This is a genomic window from Jatrophihabitans fulvus (assembly GCF_054781375.1).
Map to the genome: position 1 here is coordinate 25,934 of NZ_BAAGUN010000006.1, position 25,382 is coordinate 51,315.

Genomic DNA, 25,382 nt, shown 5'->3' on the forward strand with positions numbered 1-25,382 from the left:
GCGCCGCCGCGTGGCTAGATTCCGTTCCATGACCACGGACGCGACCACCGCACGTCGGGACGTCGCGTCCCGGATGACCGACGCGGCGCGGCAGTGGCTCGACCTGCTCGACGACGATCAGCGGACGGTCGCCGTCGGTGACGCCCCCGCGCCGGGCGAGGACGAGCGGCGGCGGTGGTTCTACACCCCCACCGACCACGGCGGGCTGACCGTGCACCAGCAGCGCCCCGCGCAGCAGCGCGCGGCGATGCGACTCGTCGCGTCCGGGCTGTCGGACGCCGGGTACGTCACCGTCGCCACCACCATGGGCCTGGAGAACGTCCTCGACCAGGCCGAGGGTTTCGTGGCGAGGTTCGATCGTGAGCGCGGCCGCGATCCCGGCCTGTACTACCTGCGGGTGTTCGGCACGCCCGGCGACACCGGCGCGTGGGGATGGCGCTTCGGCGGGCACCACGTGTCGCTCAACAATCTCGTCGTCGACGGTGTGCTCGTCGCGAACACGCCGTGCTTCATGGGCGCCGACCCGGCGACCTCGCCGTTGCTCGGCGGCGCGGTGAACCGTCCGCTCGCACGGGTCGAGGACATCGCGCGGGAACTCGTCCGCTCGCTGCCGTCGTCCCAGGCGCGACGGGCGGTGCTGTCGCCCAAGGCGCCGTCCGACTTCGTCACCGCCAACCGTTCCGTGATCTCGGACGGCGACCGCGTGATCCCGCTGGCCGGTATCTGGCGCGACCCGCGCTTCCCCGACGACGCGGAGCAGGCGAAGCTGCAGGCCGCGAGCGACCGCATCGACGAGGCAGCCGCGTACGGCGAGGCCGACCACAGCGCCCTCGAGTACACGTCGGCGCCGAAGGGCGTGCCCGGCGCCGAGCTCGGGACGTCGCAGCGCGACCTGCTGCGGGCACTGCTCGACTGCTACTTCGGACGGGTTCCCGTCGGCTGTGCCCCCGTCTACGACGACGCGACGCTCGACGCGGTGCACGTGGCGTGGGCGGGCTCCACCGAGCCCGGGGCGCCGCACTACTACCGGCTGCAGGGGCCGCGGTTGCTGGTCGAGTGGGACAACACGCAGCGCAACGCCAACCACGCGCACTCGGTGTGGCGTGACCCGGTGTCGGACTTCGGCGCCGACGTGCTGGCCGAGCACCACGCCCGGCACCACTAGCCGATCTCGAAGGACCCCAGGAGTTTGCGCAACATCGCGCGATCACCGGTGACCTCGGCCGCGCCGTCCTTGACGGCGGTGGCGAGCGACCGCCCGTGCCAGGCGAGGCCGGCGAGGACGGACGTGCTCGTGGCGAGCGTGGCGGCGGGTATCTCCGCCCGGCCGCGGCGAGCGGCGACGGTCCCGTCCGCGACCGTGACGACCACGGGGTCCCCGTCGAGGACGAGCTGGACGACGACGCTCAGATCACCTGCGCGCGACGGGCGGAAGGTGGTCTCCAACGCCACCACCGCGGCGTCGACGCTGAGGGCGGCCGCGTCGGGCGGCATGGGCAGCGTGCTGCCGAACCGGCCGAGGGCGTGGAGCACCGGTTCGAGCTCGTGCCCGCGGTCGGTGAGTTCGTAGACCTTCGCGTGACCTGGGCCGGCGTCGGTGTCCCGGCGGACGAGGCCGGACTGTTCGAGATCGCGCAGCCGCTGCGCGAGGACGTCGGGGCCGATGCGACCCAGGCCTCGCTGCAGGTCGCTGTAGCGCTTCGGGCCGAGCACCAGCTCCCGCACCACGAGCAGCGTCCACCGATCACCCACCGCGTCGAGGGCGCGGGCGATGCCGCACGAGTCCGCGTAGCTGCGCGTCGCCATGACCTGGAGGTTACTTCCAAGTTGTCACTTGGAAAAACCAAGCTCTGGGATTACGGTCCTCCTCATGAGCGAGCGAGACGGCTACCCGCACGGGGTCCCCCACTGGACGACCTGCCTGTCCCACGACGTGAACGCGGCCTGCGAGTTCTACGGCCGCGTCCTCGGGTGGGAGTTCGACGTGAGTCCCGAGCACGGCTACGCGGTCGCGCTGCTGCGCGGCAGGGAGGTGGCCGGCATCGGGTCGGTCGCCGCGGCGGGCCCGGACGCCGCGCCCGCCTGGATCACCGAGGTGCGTGTCGACGACGCGCAGGCGGCCGCCGACGCCGCGGCCCAAGCCGGGGGGACGGTGCTGTCGGGCCCGCTCGACCTGTCGCCGGCGACGATCCTGACGGTCGTGGCCGACCCCGCGGGAGCGGTGCTGTGCGCCGGGCAGCCGGTCGGACGCCAGGGAGCGCAGCTCGTCAACGAACCGGGTGCCTGGTCGATGAGCTCGCTCGGCACGCCCGACCCCGCGGCGGTCGCGCCGTTCTACGGCGCGCTGTTCGGGTGGCAGCTGGAGTCGTTCGGGCCCGCCGGGCTGTTCCGCCTGCCCGGGTACGTCGGCGGCGAACCGTCGCAGCCCGTGCCCCGCGACGTCGTCGCCGTCGCGCAACCATCGGACGGCCCCGCGCGCTGGGACGTCGACTTCTGGGTCGCGGACACCGACGGCGCAGCGCGGGCGGCGGCCGAGGCCGGCGGACGGGTGGTCGTCGATCCGTTCGACGACCCCGGATTGCCGTTCCGCCACGCGACGCTCGCCGACCCGAACGGTGCCGTCTTCACGGTCAGCCAGCTGCTCGTGCCGTAGACAGGTCGGCGGGGCCGGCGCGGAGGCGTCGCCACCGACTACACGCTGAGCGGCCACACCTGGCGCCAGTCGTGGACGTTGTGGGAGCGCGACGACGACGAGACCTGCACCCTGCTTGTCGGAGGCCGGGCTCCGTCCGCTCGCCATGGCAGGCGCGTGGGTCACCGCGACCCGCTGAGGTCGCCTCAATTCAGCCTGACCAGTACCGGCCGGAACCGCACGTCGGGTGGGTGATGCGCATAGTTGCGCACAGGTCGCCGCTGCGGGTCGAGCAGGCGGGGCGGGATCCATTCGGGTCGGCCGTCGTCGGCCATGCGGACGCTCCAGTCGCCGCGGTCGAGCAGCTGGTGGTGGAACACGCAGACGAGGCACATGTTGTCGATGTCGGTGCGGCCGCCGTCCTCCCAGCGGACGATGTGGTGGGCCTGCGTCCACGCGAGCGGGCGGGTGCAGCCGGGGAAGCAGCAGCCGGCGCCGTCGCGGCCGGCGATGACCTTGCGTTGCGTGCCGGTGGCATTGCGCCGGGTGCGACCGTGGGCGAGGACAGCGCCTTGACCGGGCTTGCGGGCGAACAGGCGGTTCAGCAGCTGCCGCAGCGTTCGGCCGTGCCCCACGCCTGCGTCCTCGCCGAGCTGGTCGCAGCCGCCGTCGGGCGACGTGCAGCGCCCGACCGCCTCGTCGGCCAGGCATGTGTCGTCGGCCTGTCCGTCCTCGGTCGCGTTGCCCGTGTCCTCGGTCGCGTTGCCCGTGTCGTCGGTGTCGTCGGTGTCGTCGGTGATGCAGAGTTCGACAGCGAGGTCGCCGGCCATTGCGAGGACCTGCTCGAGGGTGATGAGTTCGCCGTGGCTGGTGCGCACGGTGGCGCCGCGGCGGGCGAGTTCGTCGAGCCCGGCGGTGATGATCAGGGTGGCCGGCACCCCACCGGAATCGGGCAGCGTGCCGGAGCGCAGGACGCGCTTGAACACCTCGAGCACGGCGTCGTGGCGGCGGTTCGCGGCGGTGCGGTCGTCGCGCTGCACGGTGCCGTCAGCCTGCTCGGTGGCGGGGTTCGGGGCGGCGAGCGCGTCGAAGACGACCTCGAGCAGGGCGGCGAGCTCGTCGGTGACCTCGCCGCGGATCGCCCGCAACCCCCCGACCCGCGGTGACAGGGTGATGCCGCGCCGTTCGGTGCGGGGCTTGCGCTCGGGCAGCAGGTGCGCCAGCAGTTGATCGGCCAGCTGCCGCAGCGTGGCCGGGTCGGTCTGCCGCGCCGCGGACAGCAGGTGGAACTGCACGATGTCGGGCACCGCCGGATCGCCCGTGTCGGGAAGCCGATCGAGCGCCCGGGTGATCACCGAGGCATGCGCGCCGGAGATCTCCCCCGCCCGCAGCGCGGCCGCGGTGTCCTCGACCAGCGGGGACAGGACCTCGCCGGTGAGCTGCCGGCGCGGACCCAGATCCTCCGCCCGCAACTGCCGCGCCCGCGCCTCGCCCGGCGACACGCGCAACCGAACCTTCAGCACGTCCGCCACCGACGTCCGGCCCAGCTGCCCGGCCAGGTACCGGTCCTTCAGCTCCGCCACCACCCGCGCATCGACCGCCGCCCACCGACGCGCCTCGACCTCGAGATCGTCGACCAGCGCCAGGAACTCCGCCGCGTCACACCCGGTGAAGTCCGCGGCCAACAACCCGTCCACCGCAGCCCGCACCGTCGCCACCGCCTGCGCGGCGGGAAACGACGGGGCGATCGCGGTCACGAATCGAACATAGAACTCGGGTACGACAGTTTCGTGCTCCGCGGGTACTGATCCGGCATGTTCGACGGATTCGTGCTCGACGAGATCCCCGTCCGCGATGTGACCCTGCGCGTGCGCCACGGCGGCAGCGGACCTGCCGTCGTCCTGCTGCACGGTCACCCGCGCACCCATACGACGTGGCACGCGGTGGCGCCGGCGCTCGCCGAGCGCCATACGGTCGTCGCCCCCGACCTACGCGGTTACGGGCGCTCGTCGCTGCCGCCCGACGAACCCGATCACGCGCAGTCGTCCAAACGCGCCATGGCCGCGGACGTCGCCGCGCTCATGACCCACCTCGGCCACGAGCGCTTCGCCGTCGTGGGACACGACCGCGGGTCGCTCGTCGCCTTCCGAGCCGCGATGGATCATCCGCACCGGGTGAGCCACCTCGTCGTCATGGACGGCCTGCCGGTCATAGAACACCTCGAACGCACCGACGCGAGCTTCGCCGCGGCGTGGTGGCACTGGTGGTTCCTCGGCCAGACGGTGAAGCCCGCGGAGCGCGTCATCAACTCCGACCCGCACAGCTGGTACGAGACGCCGAGCCCCCGTGAGATGGGCGAGGACAACCACGCGGACGTCTGGTCCGCGCTGACGGACCCGGCAGTCGTGCACGGCATGGCGGAGGACTACCGCGCCGGCCTGGGGGTCGACCGCGAGCACGACGCGGTCGACCGCGCAGCCGGTCGCCGAGTGGAGTGTCGAACGCTGCTGCTCGAGTCGATCCACGACGATCTCGACATCCACGGTGACCCCGCCGCCATCTGGAGACCGTGGCTCGCCCAGCCGCTCACCCACCGGCGGATCGACTCCGGACACCACCAGGCCGAGCAGGCGCCGGGTGCCGTCGCCGACGCGATCCTCGAGTTCCTCAGCCGATCTCGTCCCGCAGCACCCGCTTGAGCAGCTTGCCGCTCTGGTTGCGCGGCAGCTCGGCGACGAAGTGGACGCGCTTCGGGACCTTGTAGGACGCGAGGTCCTGCCGGGCGTGCGCGATGAGGTCGGCCTCGCTGACGGTCCGGCCGTCGCGCAGGACGACGACGGCCGTGACCGCCTCGATCCAGCGGTCGTCGGGTGTGGCGATGACGGCGACCTCGGCGACGGCCTCGTGCGTGTAGAGGACGTCCTCGACCTCGCGGGACGCGACGAGCACGCCGCCGGTGTTGATGACGTCCTTGATGCGGTCGACGACGGTCAGGTAGCCCTCGGCGTCCCGCGTGACCATGTCGCCCGAGTGGAACCAACCGTCACGGAAGGCTTCGGCGGTCGCCTCTTCGTTGTCCCAGTAGCCGGTGCACAGCTGCGGCGAGCGGTAGAGCAACTCCCCCGGTGTGCCGGCCTCGACGTCGTCGCCCGCCTCGTCGACCACCCGCGTCTCGACGAACAGCACCGTCCGTCCGCACGAGTCGGGACGCTCGTCGTGTTCCTCCGGACGCAGGACGGACGACAGCGGCCCGATCTCCGACTGTCCGAAGCAGTTGTAGAACTGCAGCTCCGGCAGCCGATGCCGCAACCGGTCGCGCACCGGTCCCGGCATGATCGACGCGCCGTACTGCGCCTTGCGCAACGAGCTCAGGTCGGCCGTGGCGAGGTCGGGATGGTTGGACAACGGGACCCACACCGTGGGCGCGAGGAACAGCGACCCGACGCGTTCTTGCGCGATGGTGCGCAAAATCGTGGGGACGTCCGGTTTCGGCAGCATCCGGTTCACGGCGCCGACCGCGAGGTAGGGCATGAGGAACACGTGCATGCCGGCGGAGTGGTACAGCGGCATGCAGTGCAGCGGGTTGTCGTCCTCGGCGAGGTCGAGCGCGACGATCGTCGACACGTACTCGTGCACCAGCGCGCGGTGCGTCATCATCGCGCCCTTCGGCGCGGAGGTCGTCCCCGACGTGTAGAGCAGCTGCACGATCTGCGTGTCGTCCCGCGAGGCGAAGGACGTGGGCACGTCGCCCGACGTCCACTCGTCGAGAGCCGAGCCGTCGGCCCCGTGCAGCACCAGCACCTGCTCGAGCGCGGTGTCACCCCGCACGTCCTCCACCGCGGCGACCAGGTCGGGATCGACGAGCGCCACCCGGCTCCCGGACTGCTTCACGATGTAGGACAGCTCCCGCCCGCGCAGCGCGAAGTTCACCGGCACGTGCACCAGCCCGGCGCGCGCGCAGCCGAGGAACGCGAGCAGGTAGGCGTCGGAGTTGGCGCCGACCGTCGCGACCCGGTCGCCCGCGGACAACCCCAGGGACAGCAGCTGGGCCGCGGCCCGCGAGACCGCGTCGTCGAGCGCGGCGTACGTCCAGCTGCGCTCGCCGAAGACGAGCGCGGTGCGGTCGGCGTACCGGCCGGCGCTGCGGCGCACGATGTCGTCGACGGTGCTGGAATTGCTGGGGACCACGGCTGCTCCTGTTCGGGCGGAAACCACGATGCTGTCCGACGTGGCGGGGCCGGTCAACGCCCGGGCGGCCGGTTCGCCTGACACGATGGACCGATGCTGCAACCCCGGCTCGGCTCCGAGATCGGACGGCTGCGCCACGTCGTCACCCACCGCCCGGGTCGTGAACTCGACCGCCTCACCCCGAGCAACATCCACCGGCTGCTGTTCGACGACGTGCCCTGGGCCGACCGGGCGCGTGACGAGCACGACCAGTTCGTCGAGGTGCTGGCGAGCCGCGGCGCCACCGTGCACCGGTTCGCCGAGCTGCTCGCGGGCGCGCTCGAGACATCCGACGGCCGCGAGTTCGTCGTCGAGCGCACCTGCACGCCCGAGCGGTTCGGCGAGCAGCTGGCCCGCACGCTGCGCCGCCTGCTCGACGACGCCGATCCCCGCACGCTCGCGGACCTGCTCATCGGCGGGGTGCTCAAGTCGGACCTCGACCTCACCGCCCAGGGCGGGTTGCGCTGGCAGTCCCTCGGCGCGGACGACCTCGTGCTGCCACCGCTGCCCAACACGCTGTTCCAGCGCGACAACTCCGTCTGGCTGAACGACGGCGTGACCGTGAACCCGATGGCCAAGCTGGCCCGGCAGCGCGAGTCGGTGCACACCCGCGCGGTCTACCGCTACCACCCGATGTTCCGCGACGCCCCGTTCTCGTTCCTGTACGGCGACGACGACCGCGACCACCGGCCCGCCACGCTCGAGGGCGGGGACGTGCTGATGCTCACCGAGCGCGCGGTGCTCGTGGGCATGGGCGAGCGGACGACGCCCAGCGCCGTCGAGCTGCTCGCCCGCCGCCTGTTCGACCGCGGCCGGGTCGAGACCGTGCTCGCCGTCGACATCCCGGCGGCCCGCGCGACCATGCACCTCGACACCGTGCTGACCATGGTCGACGTCGCCACGTTCGTGGCCTACCCGATGCTCGACCTCGCCGGCCTGCGGGCGTGGCGGCTCTCGCCCGACGACGCGGACGGTCTGCGCGTCGAGCCCGCCGGCGAGCTGACGGCGGCCCTCGCCGAGGCCCTCGAGGTCGACGAGGTCGTGGTGCTGCGCGCCGGCGACGACCCGCACGCCGCCGAGCGCGAGCAGTGGAGCGACGGCAACAACTACTTCGCCCTCGAACCCGGCGTCGTCGTCGGCTACGACCGCAACGTCGTCACCAACGCGCTGCTCGACAAGCACGGCATCGAGGTGCTCACCGTGTCCGGCGGCGAGCTCGGGCGCGGCCGCGGCGGAGCCCGGTGCATGACCTGCCCGGTGGTCCGCGATCCGCTGTAGCCCGACCACTAGCCTGGTCTGATCGTGGATCAGACCGACACCCCCGCCGACACCGACGCGGGCACCGACGCAACGGCCGCCGAGGTCGCACTCGAGCAGCGGCACCTCACCCGGTTGTACGCACTGCGCGACCGGCTGCTCGGCGAGGCGCAACAGTCGTTGTCCCGCACCGCCCGCAGCGGCACGGTCGGCAACCCCGGCGCCCGCGCCGAACGCGACGCCTTCATGCGGTTGTACGGGCAGCGGGTCCGCGCTCTCGAGGCCGTCGAGACCCGCATGTGCTTCGGCCGCCTCGACCTCGACGACGGCCAGCGCCGCTACATCGGACGCATCGGCCTGAGCGACACCGACGACGCCGGCGAGCGCAAGGAGTTGCTCGTCGACTGGCGGGCGCCCGCGGCCGAGCCGTTCTACCAGGCGACGGCCGCCCGTCCCGGCGGCGTGCTGCGGCGCCGGCAGCTCTCGACCGCGAACCGCCGGGTCACCGGCATCCAGGACGAGGTGCTCGACCTCGAGGGCTTCGAACGTGCCGGCGTCGACGGCTCGCACGTGGTCGTGGGCGAGGGCGCGCTGTTCGCCTCGCTGGACGCCGCCCGCGGCCCGCGCATGCGCGACATCGTCGCCACCATCCAGGCCGACCAGGACGCCGTGATCCGCGCCCCCCTCGCCGGCGTGCTCGTCGTGCAGGGCGGCCCCGGCACCGGCAAGACCGCCGTCGCGCTGCACCGCACGGCGTTCCTGCTCTACGCCAACCGCGAGCGCATCGCCCGCAGCGGCGTGCTGCTCGTCGGACCCAACCGGGTGTTCCTGCGCTACATCGACCAGGTGCTGCCCGCCCTGGGTGAGGCCGACGCCGTCGTCATGGCCACCCCCGGCGAGCTGTTCCACGGCGTGGTCGCCACCGCCGTCGAGTCGCCCGAGGTCGTCGCGCTCAAGGGCGACGTCCGCATGGCGCGGGTGATCGCGGAGGCCGTCAGGCGCCGGCAGCGGCTCGTCAACACCGGCCGTCCGCTCGACATCGAGGGCACCGTCATCCGGCTGCAGCCCCGGTACGTGCGCGAGGCCCGCGAGGCCGCCCGGCGCAGCCGCAACCCGCACAACGTGGCCCGCCGCACGTTCGTCCAGGTCGTCATGCGCCACCTGCTGCGTGCCCTCGCGTCGGCCCGCAACGTCGACGTCGACGACGACACCCGCCCGGGCCTGCTGACCGAGCTGTACGCCGCCCGCGACGTGCGCCGGGAGCTCAACCTGTGCTGGCCGCCGCTGCGTCCCGAGAAGCTGCTGCGCGACCTGTACGCCGATCCCGAGCGGCTGGCCGAGGCCGCCCCCCGCATGTCGCGTGACGACCGGCAGCTGCTGCGCCGCGAGCGGACGGCTCCCTGGTCGGCCGCCGACGTACCGCTGCTCGACGAGGCCGCCGAGCTGCTCGGCGTCGACGAGACGGCCGAGTCGAACGCCGCGTCCGCCCGGGCCGAGGCCGACCGGCGCGCCGAGGTCGAGTACGCCAAGCAGGTGCAGGACACCTTCGGCGGCGCCGCCTACGGCACCGCCGAGCAACTGGCCAGCCGCTACGCGGGCAGTGGCGAGGTGCGCAGCGTGGCCGAGCAGGCCGAGACCGACCGCGGCTGGGCCTACGGGCACGTGGTGGTCGACGAGGCGCAGGAGCTCTCACCGATGGCGTGGCGGCTGCTCATGCGCCGCTGTCCCTCCCGGTCGTTCACCGTCGTCGGCGACGTCGCACAGACCGGGTCGGCCGCGGGGGCGTCCGCCTGGGGCGAGGTGCTCGAGCCGCACGTCGGCGACCGGTGGCGGTTGTCGGAACTCACGGTCAACTACCGCACCCCGCAGCAGGTCATGGACCTCGCCGCCGCCGTGCTCGCCGCCGCCGGGTCGTCGGTGAAGGCCCCGACCTCGGCGCGTGTGGGGCGCCACGAACCCGACTTCACGCGGGTCCGCGCGAACGAGCTCGCGGGGGCCGTCAGCGACGCTGCGGCGGCCGCGTGGCACGAGTCCCGTCCGGGCACCGTCGCGGTGATCACCCCGGCGGCCGCGCACGACGCGGTGGCCGCCGCCGTCGCGGCCGCGCTGCCCGACGGCGTCGTCACGGCCGACTCGGACGCGCTCGGCTCACCCGTGTCGGTGCTCACCGTCGCCGGGGCCAAGGGGCTCGAGTTCGACGCGGTGGTGCTCGTCGAGCCGGGCGCCATCGTCGACGAGTCGTCGCGCGGTCTCAACGATCTGTACGTCGCCCTCACCCGGCCGACGCAGCGGCTGCACGTGGTGCACTCCGGCGACCTACCCGCCGGCATGCGCTGACCGGACGCGTCAGCCGGTGTGGGCCTCGGCCTCGACCAACCGGTTGAGCATCGAGATGCCCGCCGCGATCACGAGATCGCGGTCCTGCGTCATCGCGTAGCGGAAGCGGGTGTCGCCGCCCAGCTCGGGATCGAGGCTGCGGGCGCCGATCGCGAGCGCGCTGTGCGCGCCCACGAGCACGAGTGCCCACTCGTGTGCCAGGGGGTCGTCGGCCGGCAGGTCGGTGCCGTGCGCGCCGTAGCCCGGCTGCCGGGGCATGCCCCTGCCGAACAGCGCCACCAGCGGCGAGCGCTGCGCGTACTGCGACCACTGCGCCACCCGCGCGGCAGCGTCCGGGTCGCGCGGGTCGATGGCGACGAGGCACACCGGCGGGTCGGCCAGGGCCTCGACCTGGCCGACGACGTCGGACGCCAGCTGCGTCAGGACGGACGCCCGCGCGACGCGGTAGCCGCGTTCGGACGAGATCAGCTCGTAGGGCGTCTCGGCCGCGGCGATCTGCGGTACCCGTTGCGCGTGGAACGTGGCGCCGCCGGGCTGCAGCTGACCGGGCCGCCCGAACAGGTACCCCTGTCCCAGGGAGGCGCCGAGCCCGACCGCCCGCTCGAGCTGCTGTGCGTCCTCGATGCCCTCGGCGAGGATCAACGCACCGGTGCGCTCGCAGTAGGCCGACACCGCCCGCAGGGTGCGTGTGGCGTCGGCGTCGAGGTCGCCGTGCATGAAACCGAGGTCGAGCTTGACCATGTCGGGGCGGACGAACTCGAGCAGGGCCAGCGAGTCGGGATTCACGCCGATGTCGTCCAGCGCCACCCACCATCCGGCCTCGCGGGCCTCGGCGGTGGTGGCGAGCAGGGCGGACGGGTCGGTCAGGATGCGCCGTTCGGTGACCTCGAGCACCATCGTCAGCGTCTCGGCGGCCGAACGCCACAGCTTGAGCGCCGCACGCGGGGCCGTGGTCACGGACGCCGCCGGCTCGACATTGACGAACAACGCGGTGCCCTGGTCGATGCCGGCGTACATCGCGCCGCGGATGGCGGCGGTGCGGCAGATCCAGTCGAGCTCGACCATGCGGTCGCTGCGGGTCGCGTGGGCGAACAGCTCGGCGGTGGTGACGCCCTCGAGGCCGGGCCAGCGCGCGAGCGCCTCGAACCCGACCGCGGGCAGGCGGGGGTTCGTGAGGTCGACCACCGGTTGGTACAGCATCGCGGGCGGGCCGGCGGCGAGGACGCGGTCGAGCAGGGCGTCGCCGTAGCCTGCGCTCGCGGGTGGGACCGTGGTCGACGCGGCGGCACCGTGACCCACCGGGAAGGCCATGCCGGGCTCCCTCAGTCGCGATGTGCATGCCTGCGTGTGGACGACGTTTAGTTTGCCGAACTTCTCCGCAAAAGGCGACCACGTCGGGACCATCGACCCGTTACGTGTCGCAATCGATGTGCATCGGGCGTCGCCGTCCCGTTCGCCGTCGCGGGTCGCGTTCCACGTCGGACGGGGACGCCGACGGCCCGGCCCCCGAGGGGACCGGGCCGTGGTGGTGCAGGTGTCAGCGGTCCTCGGACAGCTCGTCCGCGTCGGCCTTCGCGAGCTCGGTCTCGGTGAGGATGCCGTCCTTCTCACGCTTGGACACGTCCGCCCACTTCTCGTCGCTCGGGGTCTGCGCGGCGACCTGCTCGGCCATCTCCTGGTCGCTCAGGCCTTCGCCCGCCTTGTGCGTCTCACCCACGGTGGGACTCCTCGGTACTCGGTGACACGGTCCTGATGTCGGTACCCCGGACGCACGTCGGCGAACCAGCACCGTCCGGGCGACGCCGCCCCGAGCGGACGCGATCAGTGCGCACTGGCCTTCTCGGCGCCGGCGCCCGTGAGGCTGCGGACCTCCATCTCGGCGGCCTTCTCGCGGGTCGAGCCGTGCTTGCTGGTGAGCGTGCCGACGACGGCCAGCAGGAACGACAGCGGGATGGTCACGATGCCCGGGTTGTCGAGCCCGAACCAGTGGAAGTCGACGGACGGGTCCGTGATCATCGACGGGCTCTTGCCGTCGGGGCCGGCGGGTTTGCCCGACACGACCGGCGAGAACACGATGAGCACGAGGCACGACGCCAGACCGCCGTAGATCGACCACAGCGCGCCCCGGGTGTTGAAGCGCCGCCAGAACAGCGAGAACAGGATCGTCGGCAGGTTCGCCGACGCCGCGATGGCGAACGCCAGCGCGACCAGGAAGGCCACGTTCTGGCCGTTCGCCGCGATGCCTCCGACGATCGCGACCACCCCGATGACGACGACGGTGATGCGGGCGACCCGCACCTCGCCGCGGCTGTCGACCTGGCCGCGCTTGATGACGTTGTTGTAGACGTCGTGTGCGAACGACGCGCTCGCGGTGATGGTCAGGCCCGCCACGACCGCGAGGATCGTCGCGAACGCCACCGCCGCGATGATCGCGAGCAGGAACGTGCCGCCGAGTTCGAACGCGAGCAGCGGTGCCGCCGAGTTCGCCTTGCCGGGCGCGGCGGCGATCGCCTCCGGACCGACCAGCGCACCGGCGCCGAACCCGATGACGAGCGTGAACAGGTAGAAGATGCCGATGAGCCAGATCGCCCACACGACCGAGCGGCGGGCCTCCTTGGCCGACGGCACCGTGTAGAAGCGCATCAGCACGTGCGGCAGGCCCGCGGTGCCGAGCACGAGCGCGAGTCCGAGCGACAGGAAGTCGAGCTTCGACAGGCCCGTCAGCCCGTACTGCGCGCCCGGGTTCAGCAGCGCCGAGCCCTTGCCGGCCGGGTCGTCGACCGCGCCGCCGAAGAGGCTCGACGGGTTGAAGTTGTACTTCGCCAGCACCCAGACGGTCATGACGAACGCACCGACGACGAGCAGCGCCGCCTTGATGATCTGCACCCACGTCGTGCCGCGCATGCCGCCGATGAGCACGTAGCCGATCATCAGCACGCCGACGACGGCGATGACGAGACCCTGACCCGCCTTCGAGTCGATGCCGAGCAGCAGCGCGACGAGACCGCCGGCACCGGCCATCTGCGCCAGCAGGTAGAAGAAGCTGACGACGAGGGTCGACAGGCCTGCGGCCGCGCGGACCGGCCGCTGCTTGAGGCGGAACGACAGGACGTCCGCCATCGTGAACCGCCCGGTGTTGCGCAGCAGTTCGGCGACGAGCAGCAGCGCGACGAGCCACGCCACGAGGAAGCCGATCGAGTACAGGAACCCGTCGTAGCCGTTGAGCGCGATGGCCCCGGCGATGCCGAGGAAGCTCGCCGCCGACAGATAGTCGCCGGCGAGGGCCACGCCGTTCTGCGGGCCGGTGAAGTTGCGGCCGCCCGCGTAGAACTCCGCCGCGCCCGCCTTCTGCCGCGACACGCGCAGGACGATCACGAGCGTCACGAGGACGAACGCCGCGAAGATCGCGATGTTGGCGGCGGGCTCGCCGAGGTCGTCGGCGGCGAACAGCGGACGGCTCATCGCTCGACCTCCGGCAGGTGCACGCGGCGGGCGAGTTCCTCGGCTGCGGGGTCGAACCTGCGGTCGGCCCAACGTGCGTAGGTCATCGTGATCGCGAACGTCGACACGAACTGCAGCAGGCCGATGATCAGCCCGAGGTGGATGTTGCCGACGACCTTCGTCGACATGAAGTCGACGGCGTAATTCGAGAGCAGGACGTACACCAGGTACCAGACCAGGAACAGCGCGGCGAGCGGGAAGACGAAGCGCCGGAACGTGCGGCGCAGGGCGGCGAACTCCGGGGAGTCGGCCACGTCGAGGTAGCTGTCGGTGGGCCCGGACGAACCCGGGGGGGTCGGTTCTTTCTCGAACTCGGTCGACGACACACGGCCTCCTGGGCAGGGGATGTGACCCGGACCACGCGACAAGACCGTACTTGCCTGTGCAATAGCCATGAATCGCCCGAAACCGGCGGGCGTCAGAGCGTGGCGTACAGCCGTTCGTGGGCCACCGCCGCCGCGTGCCACGTGTGCCGGTCGGCGAGGCGCCGGCCGTGCGCGACGAACGCGGGCTCGGCCGGTGCGAGCAGCGCGGCCGCGAGCGCCTCGGGTCCGGACGCGAACCGGGCGGCACCGTCGAACGTCTCGCGCAGCACCGGCAGGTCGCTCATCACGACGGGAACCCCCGCGGCCATGGCCTCCAGGGCCGCGATGCCGAACCCCTCCTTGACCGAGGGGAAGGCGAACACCTCGGCCCCGGCGACCAGGGACGGCAGCTCGTCGTGCGGCACCGGCCCGAGCAGCACGGGCTCGAGCGCGAGCTCGTCGGCCCGCGCGAGCACCCGCGAGCGGTAGTCGCGGTAGTCGAACAGCGTCTCGCCCCCGGCGACGACCAGCCGGACGGACGGATCGGCCCGCCGCACCAGCGCCATCGCCTCGACCAGCTCGGCGCTGCCCTTGCGCGGCTCGATGCCGCCGACCGCGAGCACGTAACGGCCGAACTCGTCGCGACGGCGGCGGACGTGCTCCTTGGGGACGCCGGCGAACCGCGCCGCCTCGACCCCGTTGGGGATGACCGTCGCCTCGATGCCCCACCCGTCCCGCACCTCGGCGGCGACGGCGGCCGACACGCAGACGTGGGCGTGGGGCGTGACGATCGCCCGCTCGTGACACGCCGCGAGCTCGGGGGTGGTGAACGTGTCGAGGTGATGGATCGTGCGCACGCAGCGCGGGACGGCGTTCGCCGTGATGCAGTCCTGCGCGTGCACCACGTCATAGAACGGCGCGGCGGCGAAGGCGTCCGCCAGCACCGCGATCGAGCGCAGGATGCGCGCGCCGACGTCCTCACCCTCCCGGTCGGGGAAGGGCACGAGGCGCACCCGTACCGAAGGATCGACCGGACGGAAGAACCCGCCGTCACCGCCGCGCGCGAGGCTCCACACGTCGACGTCGTGGCCGAGACCTGCCAGCGCCTCGGCGAGCGCGAGCGTGTGCACGACGCCGCCGCGGGGCCGGGTCGAGTACGTCAGCAGCGCGATGCGCACTACTTGCCCGTGTAGAGGTCGGGCCGCCGCTCCTGCAGGTGGTGCTGCACCAGGCGGGCGCGCTCGACCTCGGCGTCGAGGTCGAGCTCGGCCACGGCCAGCCCTGCCTTGGCCCAGGTGCGGGCGAGGATCTCGCCGCCGGGTCCCACCACCTTCGCCTGCCCGAGGAAGCGCAGGCCGCCCGTGCTGCCGGTCTGGTTGGCCGACGCCCACACGAGCTGGTTCTCGGCGGCGCGGGCGCAGTCGTACAGGTCGAACAGGCGCGACTGCCGGTCCTGGGTCAGCCGCGGGGCGCGCTGGGTCAGGCTCGCCGGCCACGCGTTGAGGCAGGCGACCGCGCGGGCGCCGTCGAGCGCGAGCGTCCGCGCCGCCTCGGGGAAGGTCTTGTCGTAGTCGATGAGCATGCCGATGCGTCCGAGCGGCGTGTCGAACGCCTCGATCGTGGTGCCGGGTTCGTACACGGTCGCCTCGCCCGGCGGCAGGTGCACCTTGCGGTAGTGGCCGAGCGTGCCGTCGCCGTTCAGGCACACGGCCGCGTTCCAGCGGCGCGCCTCGCCAAGCTCGGTGTAGCCGAGGCACACGATCATCGCGCCGCACAATGCGCGGATCCGCTCGAAGTACTCCGAGTCGCGGTGCACGCCGGGCGGCAGGGTGAGCGGGTCGGGTTCGCGCAGGTCGCCCAGGTACCCGCCGAGGGCCGCGTCGGGCAGCACGAGCAGGTGCGCGCCCGCCTTGTGCGCGGCCGCGATGACCATCGCGATGCGCTCGACGGACCGGTCGAGGTCGCGGCCGAAGTGGGCGGCGGCGGCCGCGACGCGGACGGTCGTCATCCCGCCCTGGCGACCGGGCGCGCGGCCCGATCCGCGATGTGGTTCGCGATGAACTCGGCGTCGCGTTCCAGGCCGGCGAACCGGCCGGACCCCCACGTGTGCAACCACGGCAGTCCGACGAACGTCACGCCCGGCACGGACGTCACGCCGCGCACGTGCACGGGGTGCCCGGCGCCGTCGAACACCGGCACGTGCAGCCAGCTGTCGTCGCGGGTGAACCCGGTGGCCCAGACGACGGCCGCGACCGCGTCGGCGGGCAGTTCCGACGGTCCGTCCGGCGGGTGCCACACCGGCTCGTACCGGCTCGGCGGGTCCGCGGTCGTGATGCCGTGACGCTCGATGTGCGCGTCGATGAGGGCGTTGATGCCGTTGTAGACGGCATCGGCGGCGTCGAGGTTCGCGCCGAGGTCGGCGGCGAACCGCAGCCGGCCGTCGTCGACCGCCCGCAGCCGGCCGTGCAGGCGCATGCCGCGCCGCGCGAAGTCGCGCAGGTCGATGTCGCGGCCGCCGTCGCGACCGGTGACGTAGTGGTTGGTGCGGTCCTGCGTCCGCTCCTCGACCGGCTTGTCCGTGACCGGACGGTCGTAGTGCCCGGTGTCGTGCATCCAGGCGATGACGTCGCGGCCGCGGTAGCGCCGGGCGAAGCGGGGTGCCCGTCCGACGGCCAGGTGCACCTCGCGACCGGCGAGCATGAGGTCCTCGGCGATCTGGGCGCCGCTCTGGCCGGTGCCGACCACCAGGACCGGTCCCGGCGGCAGCACGTCGGCCCTGCGGTAGGCGCTGCTGTGCACCTGCACGACGTGGTCGGGCAGCCGTTCGGCCACGCGGGGCAGCCGCGGGCGGTGGTAGCCGCCCGTCGCGACGACGACCTGGCCGGCCTGCCAGGTGCCGTCGCTCGTGGTGACGGTGAACCCCGGGCCGTTCTCGTCCGCGCGCACCGAGGTGACCTCGGTGCGCTCCCGCAGCGGCGGGTCGAACGAGGCGGCGAAACCCTCGAGCCAGGCGACGACCTCCCGCCCGACCATGAACCCGTCCGGGTCGGGACCGCCGTAGTGCCATCCGGGCAGCCGGCACTGCCAGTTGGGGGTGACGAGGCAGAAGGAGTCCCAACGCTGGTCGGACCACGTGTGCATGCGTGTGTCGCGTTCGAACACGACGTGGTCGACGCCGCGGTCGACCAGCAACCTGCTCACCGACAGCCCTGCCTGCCCGCCGCCGACGATCGCGACGTCGACCCGCCGGGTCACAGGGCCGCCACCGCGTAGGCGTCGGCGCGACGGTCGCGCAGGTGGTTCATGCCGCCGTTGCGGGCCGAGGCGAGCATCGCGTCGAGCTCGACGTCGGCGTACGCGACCCCGCCGCGGACGCCCGTCGAGGCCAGCACGTCGCCGCCGACGTCGACGACCTTCGCGCTCGCGACGAACCGCAGCGAACCGAAGCGCCCCGACTGGTTGGCCGACACCCACAGCACCTGGTTCTCCAGCGCCCGGGCGCGGTCGAACAGGTCGAAGCGGCGGGTCCAGCGGTCGTCCTCGAGGCGGCGGGCGGGGTTCGTGCGGGCGGCCGGCCACGCCGACATGCACGCGACGATCTCGGCGCCGTCGAGGGCGAGGGCACGGGCGGCCTCGGGGAACGCCTTGTCGTAACAGATCATCATGCCGAGTCGTCCGGCCGGTGTGTCGAACGCGCGGAAGCTGTCGCCCGCCGCGTACGAGGCCCCCTCCCCCAGCGGCTGGTGCACCTTGCGGTGCACCCCGAGGACGCCGTCGCCGCTGACCGCGACGGCCGTGTTGTAGCGGACGCCGCCGTCGGACTCGCACAGCCCCGCGGTCACGACGAGATCGCCCGCCAGGGATGCCAGCCGGCGGACCTCGGGGCCGTCGACGTCGAGGGCGGGCGGGAGCCCCACACCGTCCGCGCCGGAGAGGTCGGCGAGGTATCCGCCGAGCGTCGCCTCGGGCAGCACGACCAGGGAGGCACCCCGGGCGCGGGCGTCCGAAAGTATCGCGCTGATCTGCGCAAAAGCGCTGTCCAGATCGCGTCCGAAGTTGGCGGCGACGGCCGCGACGGTCAGCGTGCTCATCGTGAGGCCCCCAGGCCGGTGACGGCGGCGGGGACGCCCTCGGTGACGACGCCGTCGGGCCAGCGCAGCCCCACTCCGCCACCGGGCACGAGCTCGCCGCAGGCGGCGGACACCGCCGGCCCCGCCGGGGCGGGCCCGCGATCGGCGGCGTCGGCGGTGATCATGGCGAAGCCCGGGAAACACCCGAGCCAGTCGGCCACGGACGCGCCGGCGGGCACGGGCACCGTGGCCACGTCGAGCACGGCGCCGCAGCCGCTGGCCTCGGCCAGCATGCCCAGGGTGCCGACGGCGCCGGCCATGCTGACGTCCTTCGCCGCCGCGGGTGCGGTCCGGGCGACGAACGAGCCCATCGCCTGCAACGCGTCCGTCGTCCGGGTCGTGGTCGAGTCCCACTGCCGGCCGGTGTGGCCCGGCCGCCATGCGCCGCCCAGGTCGGCGGTCAGCGTGACGGTGTGCCCCGGGCGCCCGCCGGAGGCCGGCACGGGACGGTCGGTGCGGCCCAGCGCGGTGACCGACAACGCCGCGGGCACGCCGAACTGCGTGTGCCCGCCGAGCACCGGCACCTGCCATGCCTGCGCCGCGGCCCGCAGCCCGGACACGACACGGGCGGCGAAGGAGGCGTCGCGCGCCCCGACGGCGTCGAGCAGACCGACGGGCGCGGCGCCCATCGCGCAGAGGTCGTTCACGTTGACGAGCACGCCGCACCAGCCGGCCCACTCGGGATCTCGTTCGACGAGCGACGGCACGATCGCGTCGCACGCGGCCACGACGTCGGTACCCGGCACGGGGGCGCCGTCGTCGCCGACGAAGCCCGCTCCGCCCAGGTGCAATCCCGCGAGCAGGCCGCCCAGCGCGCGTTTGGTCGCCGCCGCCTGGTGCGCGTACCGGTGCACCGGCCAGCGCATGAGCCGATGCCGGGTCCCGGCGACCTCGACCGGCGCGACGTCGTGCCAGCCGAGCCGCGCGAACAGGCGGACGTTCGCCGACTGCACGGTGGCCTCGAAGCGCAGCGCGCCGAGCCGTTCGGCGTGGGCGCAGGCGGCGCGGACGAGCGCAGGTCCGATGCCCGCGGTGCCGCGGGCGTGCCGGTGGACGGCGAGCCGTCCGCCCGTCCACCAGCCCAGGTCCGGTTCGGTGGCGGGGGCCAGGCGGACGCCACCGAGCACGGTGCCGTCGCCGGCCCGGGCGACGAGCACGACCGTCCGCGGGTCGTCGTCGACGTCGTCGGAGTCGGAGCCGGTGAACAGCCCCTGTTCGACGACGAACACGTCGCGCCGCAGCGCCCGGTAGGCGGCGAGCGACGCAGGGTCGTCGGCCACCTCGATGCGCCAGGCCGCCGTGGTCGCGGGTGCACCGATGAGCACCTCGCCCAGCAGTTCGGTCATGTCATCCTCCGGCCGTGCTCAGGGCGCTGCACGCTCCACACGCGGCACACCCAGCCTTTTGCTCGGAGCCGCGCATATCCGCCTGCTCCAACAACTCGCCGACCCGGGACGTGACGTCGGCGACCAGCCACGAGGGCGGTGCCTGCGCACGGTCGACCGTGGTGGCGAGCGTCCCGGCAATGGGCCGGTACGGCACCACGAAGGGGTAGACGCCCATGTCGATCAGCTCCGCGGCGCCGGCCACCAGCTCGTCCGCGTCCTCGCCGAGCCCGACGATGAGGTAGGTCGACACCTGGTTGCGCCCGAAGACGCGGACGGCCTCGGCCCACGCGGCGCGGTACTCGGCCATCGGCACCGAACCCTTGCCCGGCATCCACCGGCGCCGCACGGTGTCGTCCAGGCTCTCGACATGGATGCCGATGCTGACCGCACCGGCCTCGCGCAGCCCACCGATCGCGGCGAGATCCGCAGGAGGCTCGAGCTGCACCTGCACCGGCAGACCGGGCAGCGCCTCGACCACGGCACGCACGCACCGGGCGAGGTGCCGGGCGCCGCGGTCGCGTCCCGCCGACGTGCCGGTGGTCATCACCATCTGCCGCACGCCGTCGAGCTCCACCGCGGCCCGCGCGACCTCGGCCAGCTGGGCCGGCGTCTTGACCGCGGTCGTCGAACCCTGCTCCAGCGACTCCTCGATCGCGCAGAACCGGCAGCGTTCGGACTCGTCGTAGCGGATGCACGTCTGCACCACGGTCGTGGCCAGCACGTCCTTGCCGTGCAGCCGGGCGATCTGCTCGTAGGGGACGCCGTCGGCGGTCGCGAGGTCGTAGAACCGCGGCCGCTCGACGGGGGTCACGTCCAGGCCGAGGTCGGCCCCGCCGAGCAGCAACCGTCCGCCGCGCACCTGGTACTTGCTCGTCGCGACGATCGGCAGCGCGGTGCCGACGCCGCCGAGCAGCAGGTGTCCGTCGTCGGACGGGCCCGCGCCGGCACGGCGGCGCACGGGCGCGTCGTCGTCGGAGACCGCGACGCCGTGCGTGGCGAGGTCGGCCCGCAGCGTGGTGCTGACCATCGGCTCAGACCATGAAGTTCGACTGGATGATGGCGCCCTTGTTGGCGTAGTGGATCACCGCGTCCTGCACGTCGAGCGGGTGCGTGGGGATGATGCCCTCCATGAGGTCCTCCTCGCGCATGCCGTGCAGGGCCATGCCGAAGCGGCAGCAGTAGACCGTGCCGCCCTCGGCGATGAAGGTCGCGAGCGCATTGTTGATGTTGGTCTCGCCGGGGAACGCGTCGTCGCCCGTCGTCGGGAAACCGCGGTTCGCGTTGCAGTTGATCGCGCCCGGCCCGTAGAAGTAGAGCGCCGACTCGAAGCCCTTCCGCAGCGCGCGGGTGGCCTGCAGGATCGCCACGAAACTGACGGACGACTCGTGCGCGATCGCGTGCACGAGCCCGAACCACGCCTGGCCCTCCGAGGCCTGGTAGTCGGGGAAGACCTTGGTGCCGCCGTAGAGGCTGCTGCCCTTGCCGAGCGACGGGTGCGGGATCTCGTCCCGGCTCTTCTCGGCGTTCTCGGCGACGGTCGGGTCGGCGATGGTGGTGGTCATGCGGGTCTCCTTCTGCGGTGGGTGAAGAACCGCGCTCAGCCGTAGAGCGCGTCGAAGTTGTCGGTGAACACGTGGCGGGCGAGCTCGCCGTCGCCGGCGGCCGCGACGAGCCGGGCGTGCTCGCCGATCCAGTCGCCCCAGGGCTCGTCCGAGGCGAACAGCACGCGGTCGGCCCCTACCCCGCGGCGCTCGATCTCGGCGGCCAGCCAGCGGGGCGCGAAGCCGATCGCCCAGCTCGTGTCGGTGTAGACGCGTTTGCCGGCGGCGATCCAGTCGAAGAAGCGGCCGCCGATGAGCTTGATGTGGCCGCTCATGCCGCCGCCGAGGTGCACGAGGTGCAGGCGCACGTCGTCGGCGTAACGGTCGACGAGCGTGCCGACCTGGTCGATGTCCGACGCCGCGCCGGGTGACGTGTGCACGTGCACGGTGAGGTCGTGCTCGCGGGCGGCGGCGAAGACGGTGTCGAGCTGCTCCAGGCAGTCGGGGTCCGTGGCCGACCCGCCGAGCAGGAAGGTCGTCTTGAGCGCGCGCACCCCGGACTCGCCGGCCAGCGCGAGGGCCTTCGCGTTGAGGTCGGCGTCCTGCGAGCGCGGCGAGACGAACAGTCCGGCGCGGATGCGCTCGTCGCGTTGCGCGGCCTCGATCACGAGCTCGTTGAGCGCGAACGACTCGCCGATGTCGGGCACGCCGTAGTTCGGCAGCACCAGGCAGCGCTCGGTGCCCTCGTCGTCCAGGTCGGCGAGCAGGTCGCCGATGGTGGCGCGGGCGGTCGTGTCCGGGTTGACGGGCGGGCCGCCGTAGAACGGCCACGACGGCAGCGTCCCGAGGTGTCGGTGCGCGTCGTGGGTGACCCGCGGTGCCGTCCGTGCCATGCGTCGAGTCAACGGACCGGCCGTTGTCGCGTGGTTACCGTCGGAACAACTCCGCGTGTCCCCGGTGACCGCCGTGTTTCACAGCGGCGAACTCGACCCCCGTCCGGCGAGCCCGTGCTCGTACGCCCACACCACCGCCTGCGCGCGGTCGCGGACGCCGAGCTTGGTGAACACCCGGCTCACGTGGCTCTTCACCGTCTGCTCGGCGAGCACCAGCGCGGCGGCGATCTCGGCGTTCGACCGTCCGGTCGCGACGAGCGCGAGCACCTCGGTCTCGCGCGGCGTCAGCGGTTCGGGCAGGCCGGCGTCCGCGCGCACGGGCGGGCGCCGCAGGTAGCTCTCGACGAGCCGCGTGGTGACCGACGGCGCGAGCAGCGACTCGCCCGCCGCGACGGTCCGCACGGCAGCGGCCAGCTCCCGCGGTGGCAGGTGCTTGAGCAGGAACCCGCTGGCCCCGGCCCGCAGCGCGTCGTACACGTACTCGTCCAGGTCGAACGTGGTGAGCACGACCACGCGGGTGGGCAACCCCCGCGCCGTCAGCCGGCGCAGCGCCCCGATGCCGTCGAGCACCGGCATGCGGACGTCCATCAGCACGACGTCGGGCTGCAGCTCGGTGCACACGGCCACGGCCTGCTCGCCGTCCGCCGCCTGTCCGACGACCTCGATGTCGTCCTCGGCGGCGAGCAGTGCAGCGAATCCGGCACGCACCATCTCCTGGTCGTCGGCCACGACGACGGTGATCGTCACCGCGCGTCCGGGATCTCGGCGCGGACGGCGAACGTGCCGCTGTCGGTGTAGCCGGCCGTCACCGTGCCGCCGGCTCCGGACACCCGCTCGCGCATGCCCCGCAGGCCGTGGCCCTCCTCGAGCGGACGGGCGTCGGCCGGGTTCTCGACCCGCACCACGAGATCGTCCGCCTCGTGGCCGACGTGGACGTCGACCGGCGCGCCGGGTGCGTGCCGCAGCGCGTTCGTGACCGCCTCCTGCACCGTGCGGTAGGCAACGAGACCGGCGACCCCGCCGACGTCGCAGCCGGGCCCGTCCAAGCGGATGTCCGCGCCCGCGGCACGCGCGTCGGCGACGAGACCGGCGACGTCGGCGAGCGTCGGCTGCGGCGCCGCCCCGGACGGGTCCGTCTCGTCGCGCAGCAGCAGCAGCACGCGCCGCATCTGCTCCAGCGACGCGCGGGCGTCGTCGGCGACGGCCGCGAACTCGGCGGCGACCCGCGCGTCGACCCCGGGCAGACGGACCGGTGCGCTGTCGGCCCGCACCACGACGACCGACAGGTGGTGGGCCACCACGTCGTGCAGCTCGCGGGCGATGCGGGCGCGCTCCTCGGCGAGCAACCGGGCCTGCTGCTCGCTCGCGGTGGCCGCCCGCTGCCGCACGAGCTCCCCACCCACCCGGCGGCGCGAGGCCAGCAGGTCGGCGACACCGCACGCCGCGGCGGCGAAGAGCGTGGCCGGCACGAGGTCGTTCCAGTCGACCCCGTGCGTCCGCATGCTCATCACGGCCAGCGCGGCGACCTGCGCCACGAGCGTCGTCGCGGCGAGCAGTGGGCGCAGGGCGAGAACCCGCGGCGCCGGCCCCAGGCCGAGGCACACGAGCACCGCCACCAGGGCCTGCACGCTCCGCGCCGGCCACGGGAACGGTTCGCCCGCAGTCAGCGGCGCGACCGTGCTCGCGGTCAGCGTCGTCATCACCACGACGAGCGCCGCCGCCGCCTCGGGCCGCCACTGCGTCAGCAGCACCGCCGCCGCCGACGCGACCGCGGCGGCGAGGCCGACCCCGGCCATCGCGTGATGGTGCTGCTGCAGGTCGACCAGCGAGACGATCAGCGTCGCGAGCGCGGTCGTGACGACCGCGCCCCGGCGCCATCCGTGCGTCCGCACGCGACGACCCTAGATCTACCGCGCGGACGCGGCGAGGAGAACGGACACGGAGAACCTCCTGGGGACGGGGACGGCGACCCCCCGACGGTCCCGCGTGACGCCCGCCGCACGCGTCCCGCTGCGGGGCCGTCTTCGCTGGGCGAACCCGTACCCGGGTACTAGCCCGCGACCCGCGCGCCGATGTCGACGACGCGTCCCGCGGCGTCGCCGATCTGGTCGTTCACGGTGCGCACGACCTGGGCGACGAGCTGGTCCTCGAGCTTGCCGGCGCGGGCGAGCATGCCGGCGAGGTTGTCGGCGGGCGTCAGCGTGACCGCGACGTCGTCGGGTCCCACCGGCGGGATGTCGATGACGACGGTCAGCCCGGCGGCCGGGCGCGCGACGGCGCGCAGCGCGACCCGGACGTCGGCGTGGTAGCGGTTCTCGCGCGCCAGGACGACGGCGATGTCGAGACCGAGCGGCAGCGTGACGGCGTACCCACCCGCCGGGTCGTCGGACACCTCGGGGGTGCCGACCGCGCCCTCGGCGCGCACCTCGGCCATGCCGCCCGGGCCCACCTTCAGCGGCCCGATCGAGAGCGGGCGTCCGGCCAGCGTGCCGAACCCGTGCGCGACGCGCTCGCGCGTGACGGCCCGGGCCAGGAAGCGCTCGCCGAACTCGGCGTCACCGATCCACTGCCAGCGCACCGCGTCCCTGCGTCCCGGGGTGGGCCGGGACGCGCCGTCGATGCGCGCGGCGACGTCGATGGTCCGCGCCCGCCGCAGGGCGTCGCCGTCGAGGAGGTTCGAGACCTGGCAGGCCACCTGGCGCCGGACCTCGTCGGTGACGGCGCCGGGCGTGACCCCGATGAGGCCGCTGACGGCGGCGCCGAGCCCCCGGCCCCGCACCCGGATGCGCACGTCGCTCGCCTGCAGCGCAGCGATGTCGATGACCAGCACCAGCGGGTGGGCGGGACGCGGGGTGAGGGTCAGGTCGATCTCCACGTCCGCGCGCACGCGCGACTCGACCCCCACCCGCACCGAAAGCTCGAGCGTCGCCGGCACGGTGACGACGAACGCCGGCGCCGACGGGTCGGTGCGCCGCACCCGCGGCGTGCCCAGAACCCCGGCCGCGGACACCCGCGCGAGCGGGCCCGCGGCGTACGGACCGATGCGCACCGACCGGCTGGCCACCGACCCGAGGGCGGACGCGACACGCTCCTCGGTCACGGCCGCACGGCGGAACTCCGCGGCGAACTCGGCCGGCTCGACCGGCTCGGGGAAGGCGATGGCCACGCAGC

General features: G+C 73.4%; 23 protein-coding genes. 5 read left to right on the forward strand and 18 right to left on the reverse strand.

What is annotated here, in order from left to right:
* Positions 1-28 precede the first annotated feature (28 nt).
* Positions 29-1,165 (forward strand): DUF3500 domain-containing protein, encoded by a 1,137-nt coding sequence (locus ACYVP9_RS18055; protein ID WP_460606316.1) that lies wholly within the window; start codon positions 29-31, stop codon positions 1,163-1,165.
* Here ACYVP9_RS18055 and ACYVP9_RS18060 read toward each other — a convergent pair.
* On the reverse strand, positions 1,162-1,806 hold the full coding sequence (locus ACYVP9_RS18060; RefSeq protein ID WP_460606317.1) for a winged helix-turn-helix transcriptional regulator: 645 nt from the start codon (positions 1,804-1,806) through the stop codon (positions 1,162-1,164). The genes ACYVP9_RS18055 and ACYVP9_RS18060 overlap by 4 nt on opposite strands.
* Before the next feature lie 64 nt (positions 1,807-1,870).
* Between ACYVP9_RS18060 and ACYVP9_RS18065 the strand changes: the two genes are divergently transcribed.
* Positions 1,871-2,653 carry a VOC family protein gene (locus tag ACYVP9_RS18065; protein WP_460606318.1) on the forward strand — a complete coding sequence of 261 codons (783 nt, stop codon included), beginning with the start codon at positions 1,871-1,873 and terminating at the stop codon, positions 2,651-2,653.
* A 185-nt stretch (positions 2,654-2,838) separates the two neighbouring features.
* On the opposite strand, the gene ACYVP9_RS18070 is transcribed toward ACYVP9_RS18065, so the two are convergent.
* A complete protein-coding gene (locus ACYVP9_RS18070) occupies positions 2,839-4,389 on the reverse strand; it encodes an HNH endonuclease signature motif containing protein (protein ID WP_460606319.1) in 1,551 nt (516 codons plus the stop codon).
* A 57-nt stretch (positions 4,390-4,446) separates the two neighbouring features.
* Between ACYVP9_RS18070 and ACYVP9_RS18075 the strand changes: the two genes are divergently transcribed.
* Positions 4,447-5,331: an alpha/beta hydrolase gene (locus ACYVP9_RS18075; protein ID WP_460606320.1), complete on the forward strand. Its 885-nt coding sequence runs from the start codon at positions 4,447-4,449 to the stop codon at positions 5,329-5,331.
* On the opposite strand, the gene ACYVP9_RS18080 is transcribed toward ACYVP9_RS18075, so the two are convergent.
* Complete coding sequence (locus ACYVP9_RS18080) at positions 5,300-6,820, reverse strand: acyl-CoA synthetase (protein WP_460606321.1); 1,521 nt, start codon at positions 6,818-6,820, stop codon at positions 5,300-5,302. The genes ACYVP9_RS18075 and ACYVP9_RS18080 overlap by 32 nt on opposite strands.
* Before the next feature lie 93 nt (positions 6,821-6,913).
* On the opposite strand from ACYVP9_RS18080, the gene ACYVP9_RS18085 reads away from it, so the two are divergent.
* Entirely contained in the window at positions 6,914-8,137 is a 1,224-nt protein-coding gene (locus ACYVP9_RS18085) for an arginine deiminase (protein WP_460606322.1), read from the forward strand.
* A gap of 24 nt (positions 8,138-8,161) precedes the next feature.
* Positions 8,162-10,453: a HelD family protein gene (locus ACYVP9_RS18090; RefSeq protein ID WP_460606323.1), complete on the forward strand. Its 2,292-nt coding sequence runs from the start codon at positions 8,162-8,164 to the stop codon at positions 10,451-10,453.
* A gap of 9 nt (positions 10,454-10,462) precedes the next feature.
* Here ACYVP9_RS18090 and ACYVP9_RS18095 read toward each other — a convergent pair whose 3' ends face one another.
* The 15 genes from ACYVP9_RS18095 to ACYVP9_RS18165 all read right to left on the reverse strand — a co-directional run bounded on the left by ACYVP9_RS18095 (position 10,463) and on the right by ACYVP9_RS18165 (position 25,377).
* Positions 10,463-11,764 (reverse strand): sensor domain-containing phosphodiesterase, encoded by a 1,302-nt coding sequence (locus tag ACYVP9_RS18095; protein ID WP_460606324.1) that lies wholly within the window; start codon positions 11,762-11,764, stop codon positions 10,463-10,465.
* A gap of 226 nt (positions 11,765-11,990) precedes the next feature.
* Complete coding sequence (locus tag ACYVP9_RS18100) at positions 11,991-12,170, reverse strand: hypothetical protein (RefSeq protein WP_460606325.1); 180 nt, start codon at positions 12,168-12,170, stop codon at positions 11,991-11,993.
* Between the two features lie 104 nt (positions 12,171-12,274).
* Complete coding sequence (locus tag ACYVP9_RS18105; RefSeq protein ID WP_460606326.1) at positions 12,275-13,915, reverse strand: solute symporter family protein; 1,641 nt, start codon at positions 13,913-13,915, stop codon at positions 12,275-12,277.
* On the reverse strand, positions 13,912-14,280 hold the full coding sequence (locus ACYVP9_RS18110) for a DUF485 domain-containing protein (RefSeq protein WP_460606327.1): 369 nt from the start codon (positions 14,278-14,280) through the stop codon (positions 13,912-13,914). The genes ACYVP9_RS18105 and ACYVP9_RS18110 overlap by 4 nt, the downstream gene beginning before the upstream one ends.
* Before the next feature lie 92 nt (positions 14,281-14,372).
* Positions 14,373-15,437 (reverse strand): MSMEG_0565 family glycosyltransferase, encoded by a 1,065-nt coding sequence (locus ACYVP9_RS18115; protein WP_460606328.1) that lies wholly within the window; start codon positions 15,435-15,437, stop codon positions 14,373-14,375.
* Positions 15,437-16,267, reverse strand: coding sequence for a carbon-nitrogen hydrolase family protein (locus tag ACYVP9_RS18120; protein WP_460606329.1), 831 nt, complete (start codon positions 16,265-16,267; stop codon positions 15,437-15,439). The genes ACYVP9_RS18115 and ACYVP9_RS18120 overlap by 1 nt, the downstream gene beginning before the upstream one ends.
* Positions 16,264-17,514, reverse strand: a complete 1,251-nt coding sequence (locus ACYVP9_RS18125) for an MSMEG_0569 family flavin-dependent oxidoreductase (RefSeq protein ID WP_460606330.1) — start codon at positions 17,512-17,514, stop codon at positions 16,264-16,266. The genes ACYVP9_RS18120 and ACYVP9_RS18125 overlap by 4 nt, the downstream gene beginning before the upstream one ends.
* Positions 17,511-18,350, reverse strand: a complete 840-nt coding sequence (locus ACYVP9_RS18130; protein WP_460606331.1) for a carbon-nitrogen hydrolase family protein — start codon at positions 18,348-18,350, stop codon at positions 17,511-17,513. The genes ACYVP9_RS18125 and ACYVP9_RS18130 overlap by 4 nt, the downstream gene beginning before the upstream one ends.
* A complete protein-coding gene (locus ACYVP9_RS18135) occupies positions 18,347-19,735 on the reverse strand; it encodes an MSMEG_0567/sll0787 family protein (RefSeq protein ID WP_460606332.1) in 1,389 nt (462 codons plus the stop codon). The genes ACYVP9_RS18130 and ACYVP9_RS18135 overlap by 4 nt, the downstream gene beginning before the upstream one ends.
* A gap of 1 nt (position 19,736) precedes the next feature.
* Entirely contained in the window at positions 19,737-20,804 is a 1,068-nt protein-coding gene (locus ACYVP9_RS18140; RefSeq protein ID WP_460606333.1) for an MSMEG_0568 family radical SAM protein, read from the reverse strand.
* Positions 20,805-20,808: 4 nt separating this feature from the next.
* Positions 20,809-21,339: an MSMEG_0572/Sll0783 family nitrogen starvation response protein gene (locus ACYVP9_RS18145; RefSeq protein ID WP_460606334.1), complete on the reverse strand. Its 531-nt coding sequence runs from the start codon at positions 21,337-21,339 to the stop codon at positions 20,809-20,811.
* Positions 21,340-21,374: 35 nt separating this feature from the next.
* Positions 21,375-22,211, reverse strand: coding sequence for an amidohydrolase family protein (locus tag ACYVP9_RS18150; RefSeq protein WP_460606335.1), 837 nt, complete (start codon positions 22,209-22,211; stop codon positions 21,375-21,377).
* A 78-nt stretch (positions 22,212-22,289) separates the two neighbouring features.
* Positions 22,290-22,958, reverse strand: a complete 669-nt coding sequence (locus ACYVP9_RS18155; RefSeq protein WP_460606336.1) for a transcriptional regulator — start codon at positions 22,956-22,958, stop codon at positions 22,290-22,292.
* The gene (locus tag ACYVP9_RS18160) at positions 22,955-24,103 is read right to left on the reverse strand and encodes a sensor histidine kinase (RefSeq protein ID WP_460606337.1); all 1,149 of its coding nucleotides are present in this window, start codon (positions 24,101-24,103) and stop codon (positions 22,955-22,957) included. The genes ACYVP9_RS18155 and ACYVP9_RS18160 overlap by 4 nt, the downstream gene beginning before the upstream one ends.
* 158 nt (positions 24,104-24,261) lie before the next feature.
* Entirely contained in the window at positions 24,262-25,377 is a 1,116-nt protein-coding gene (locus ACYVP9_RS18165) for a hypothetical protein (protein WP_460606338.1), read from the reverse strand.
* Between the last annotated feature and the right edge of the window lie 5 nt (positions 25,378-25,382).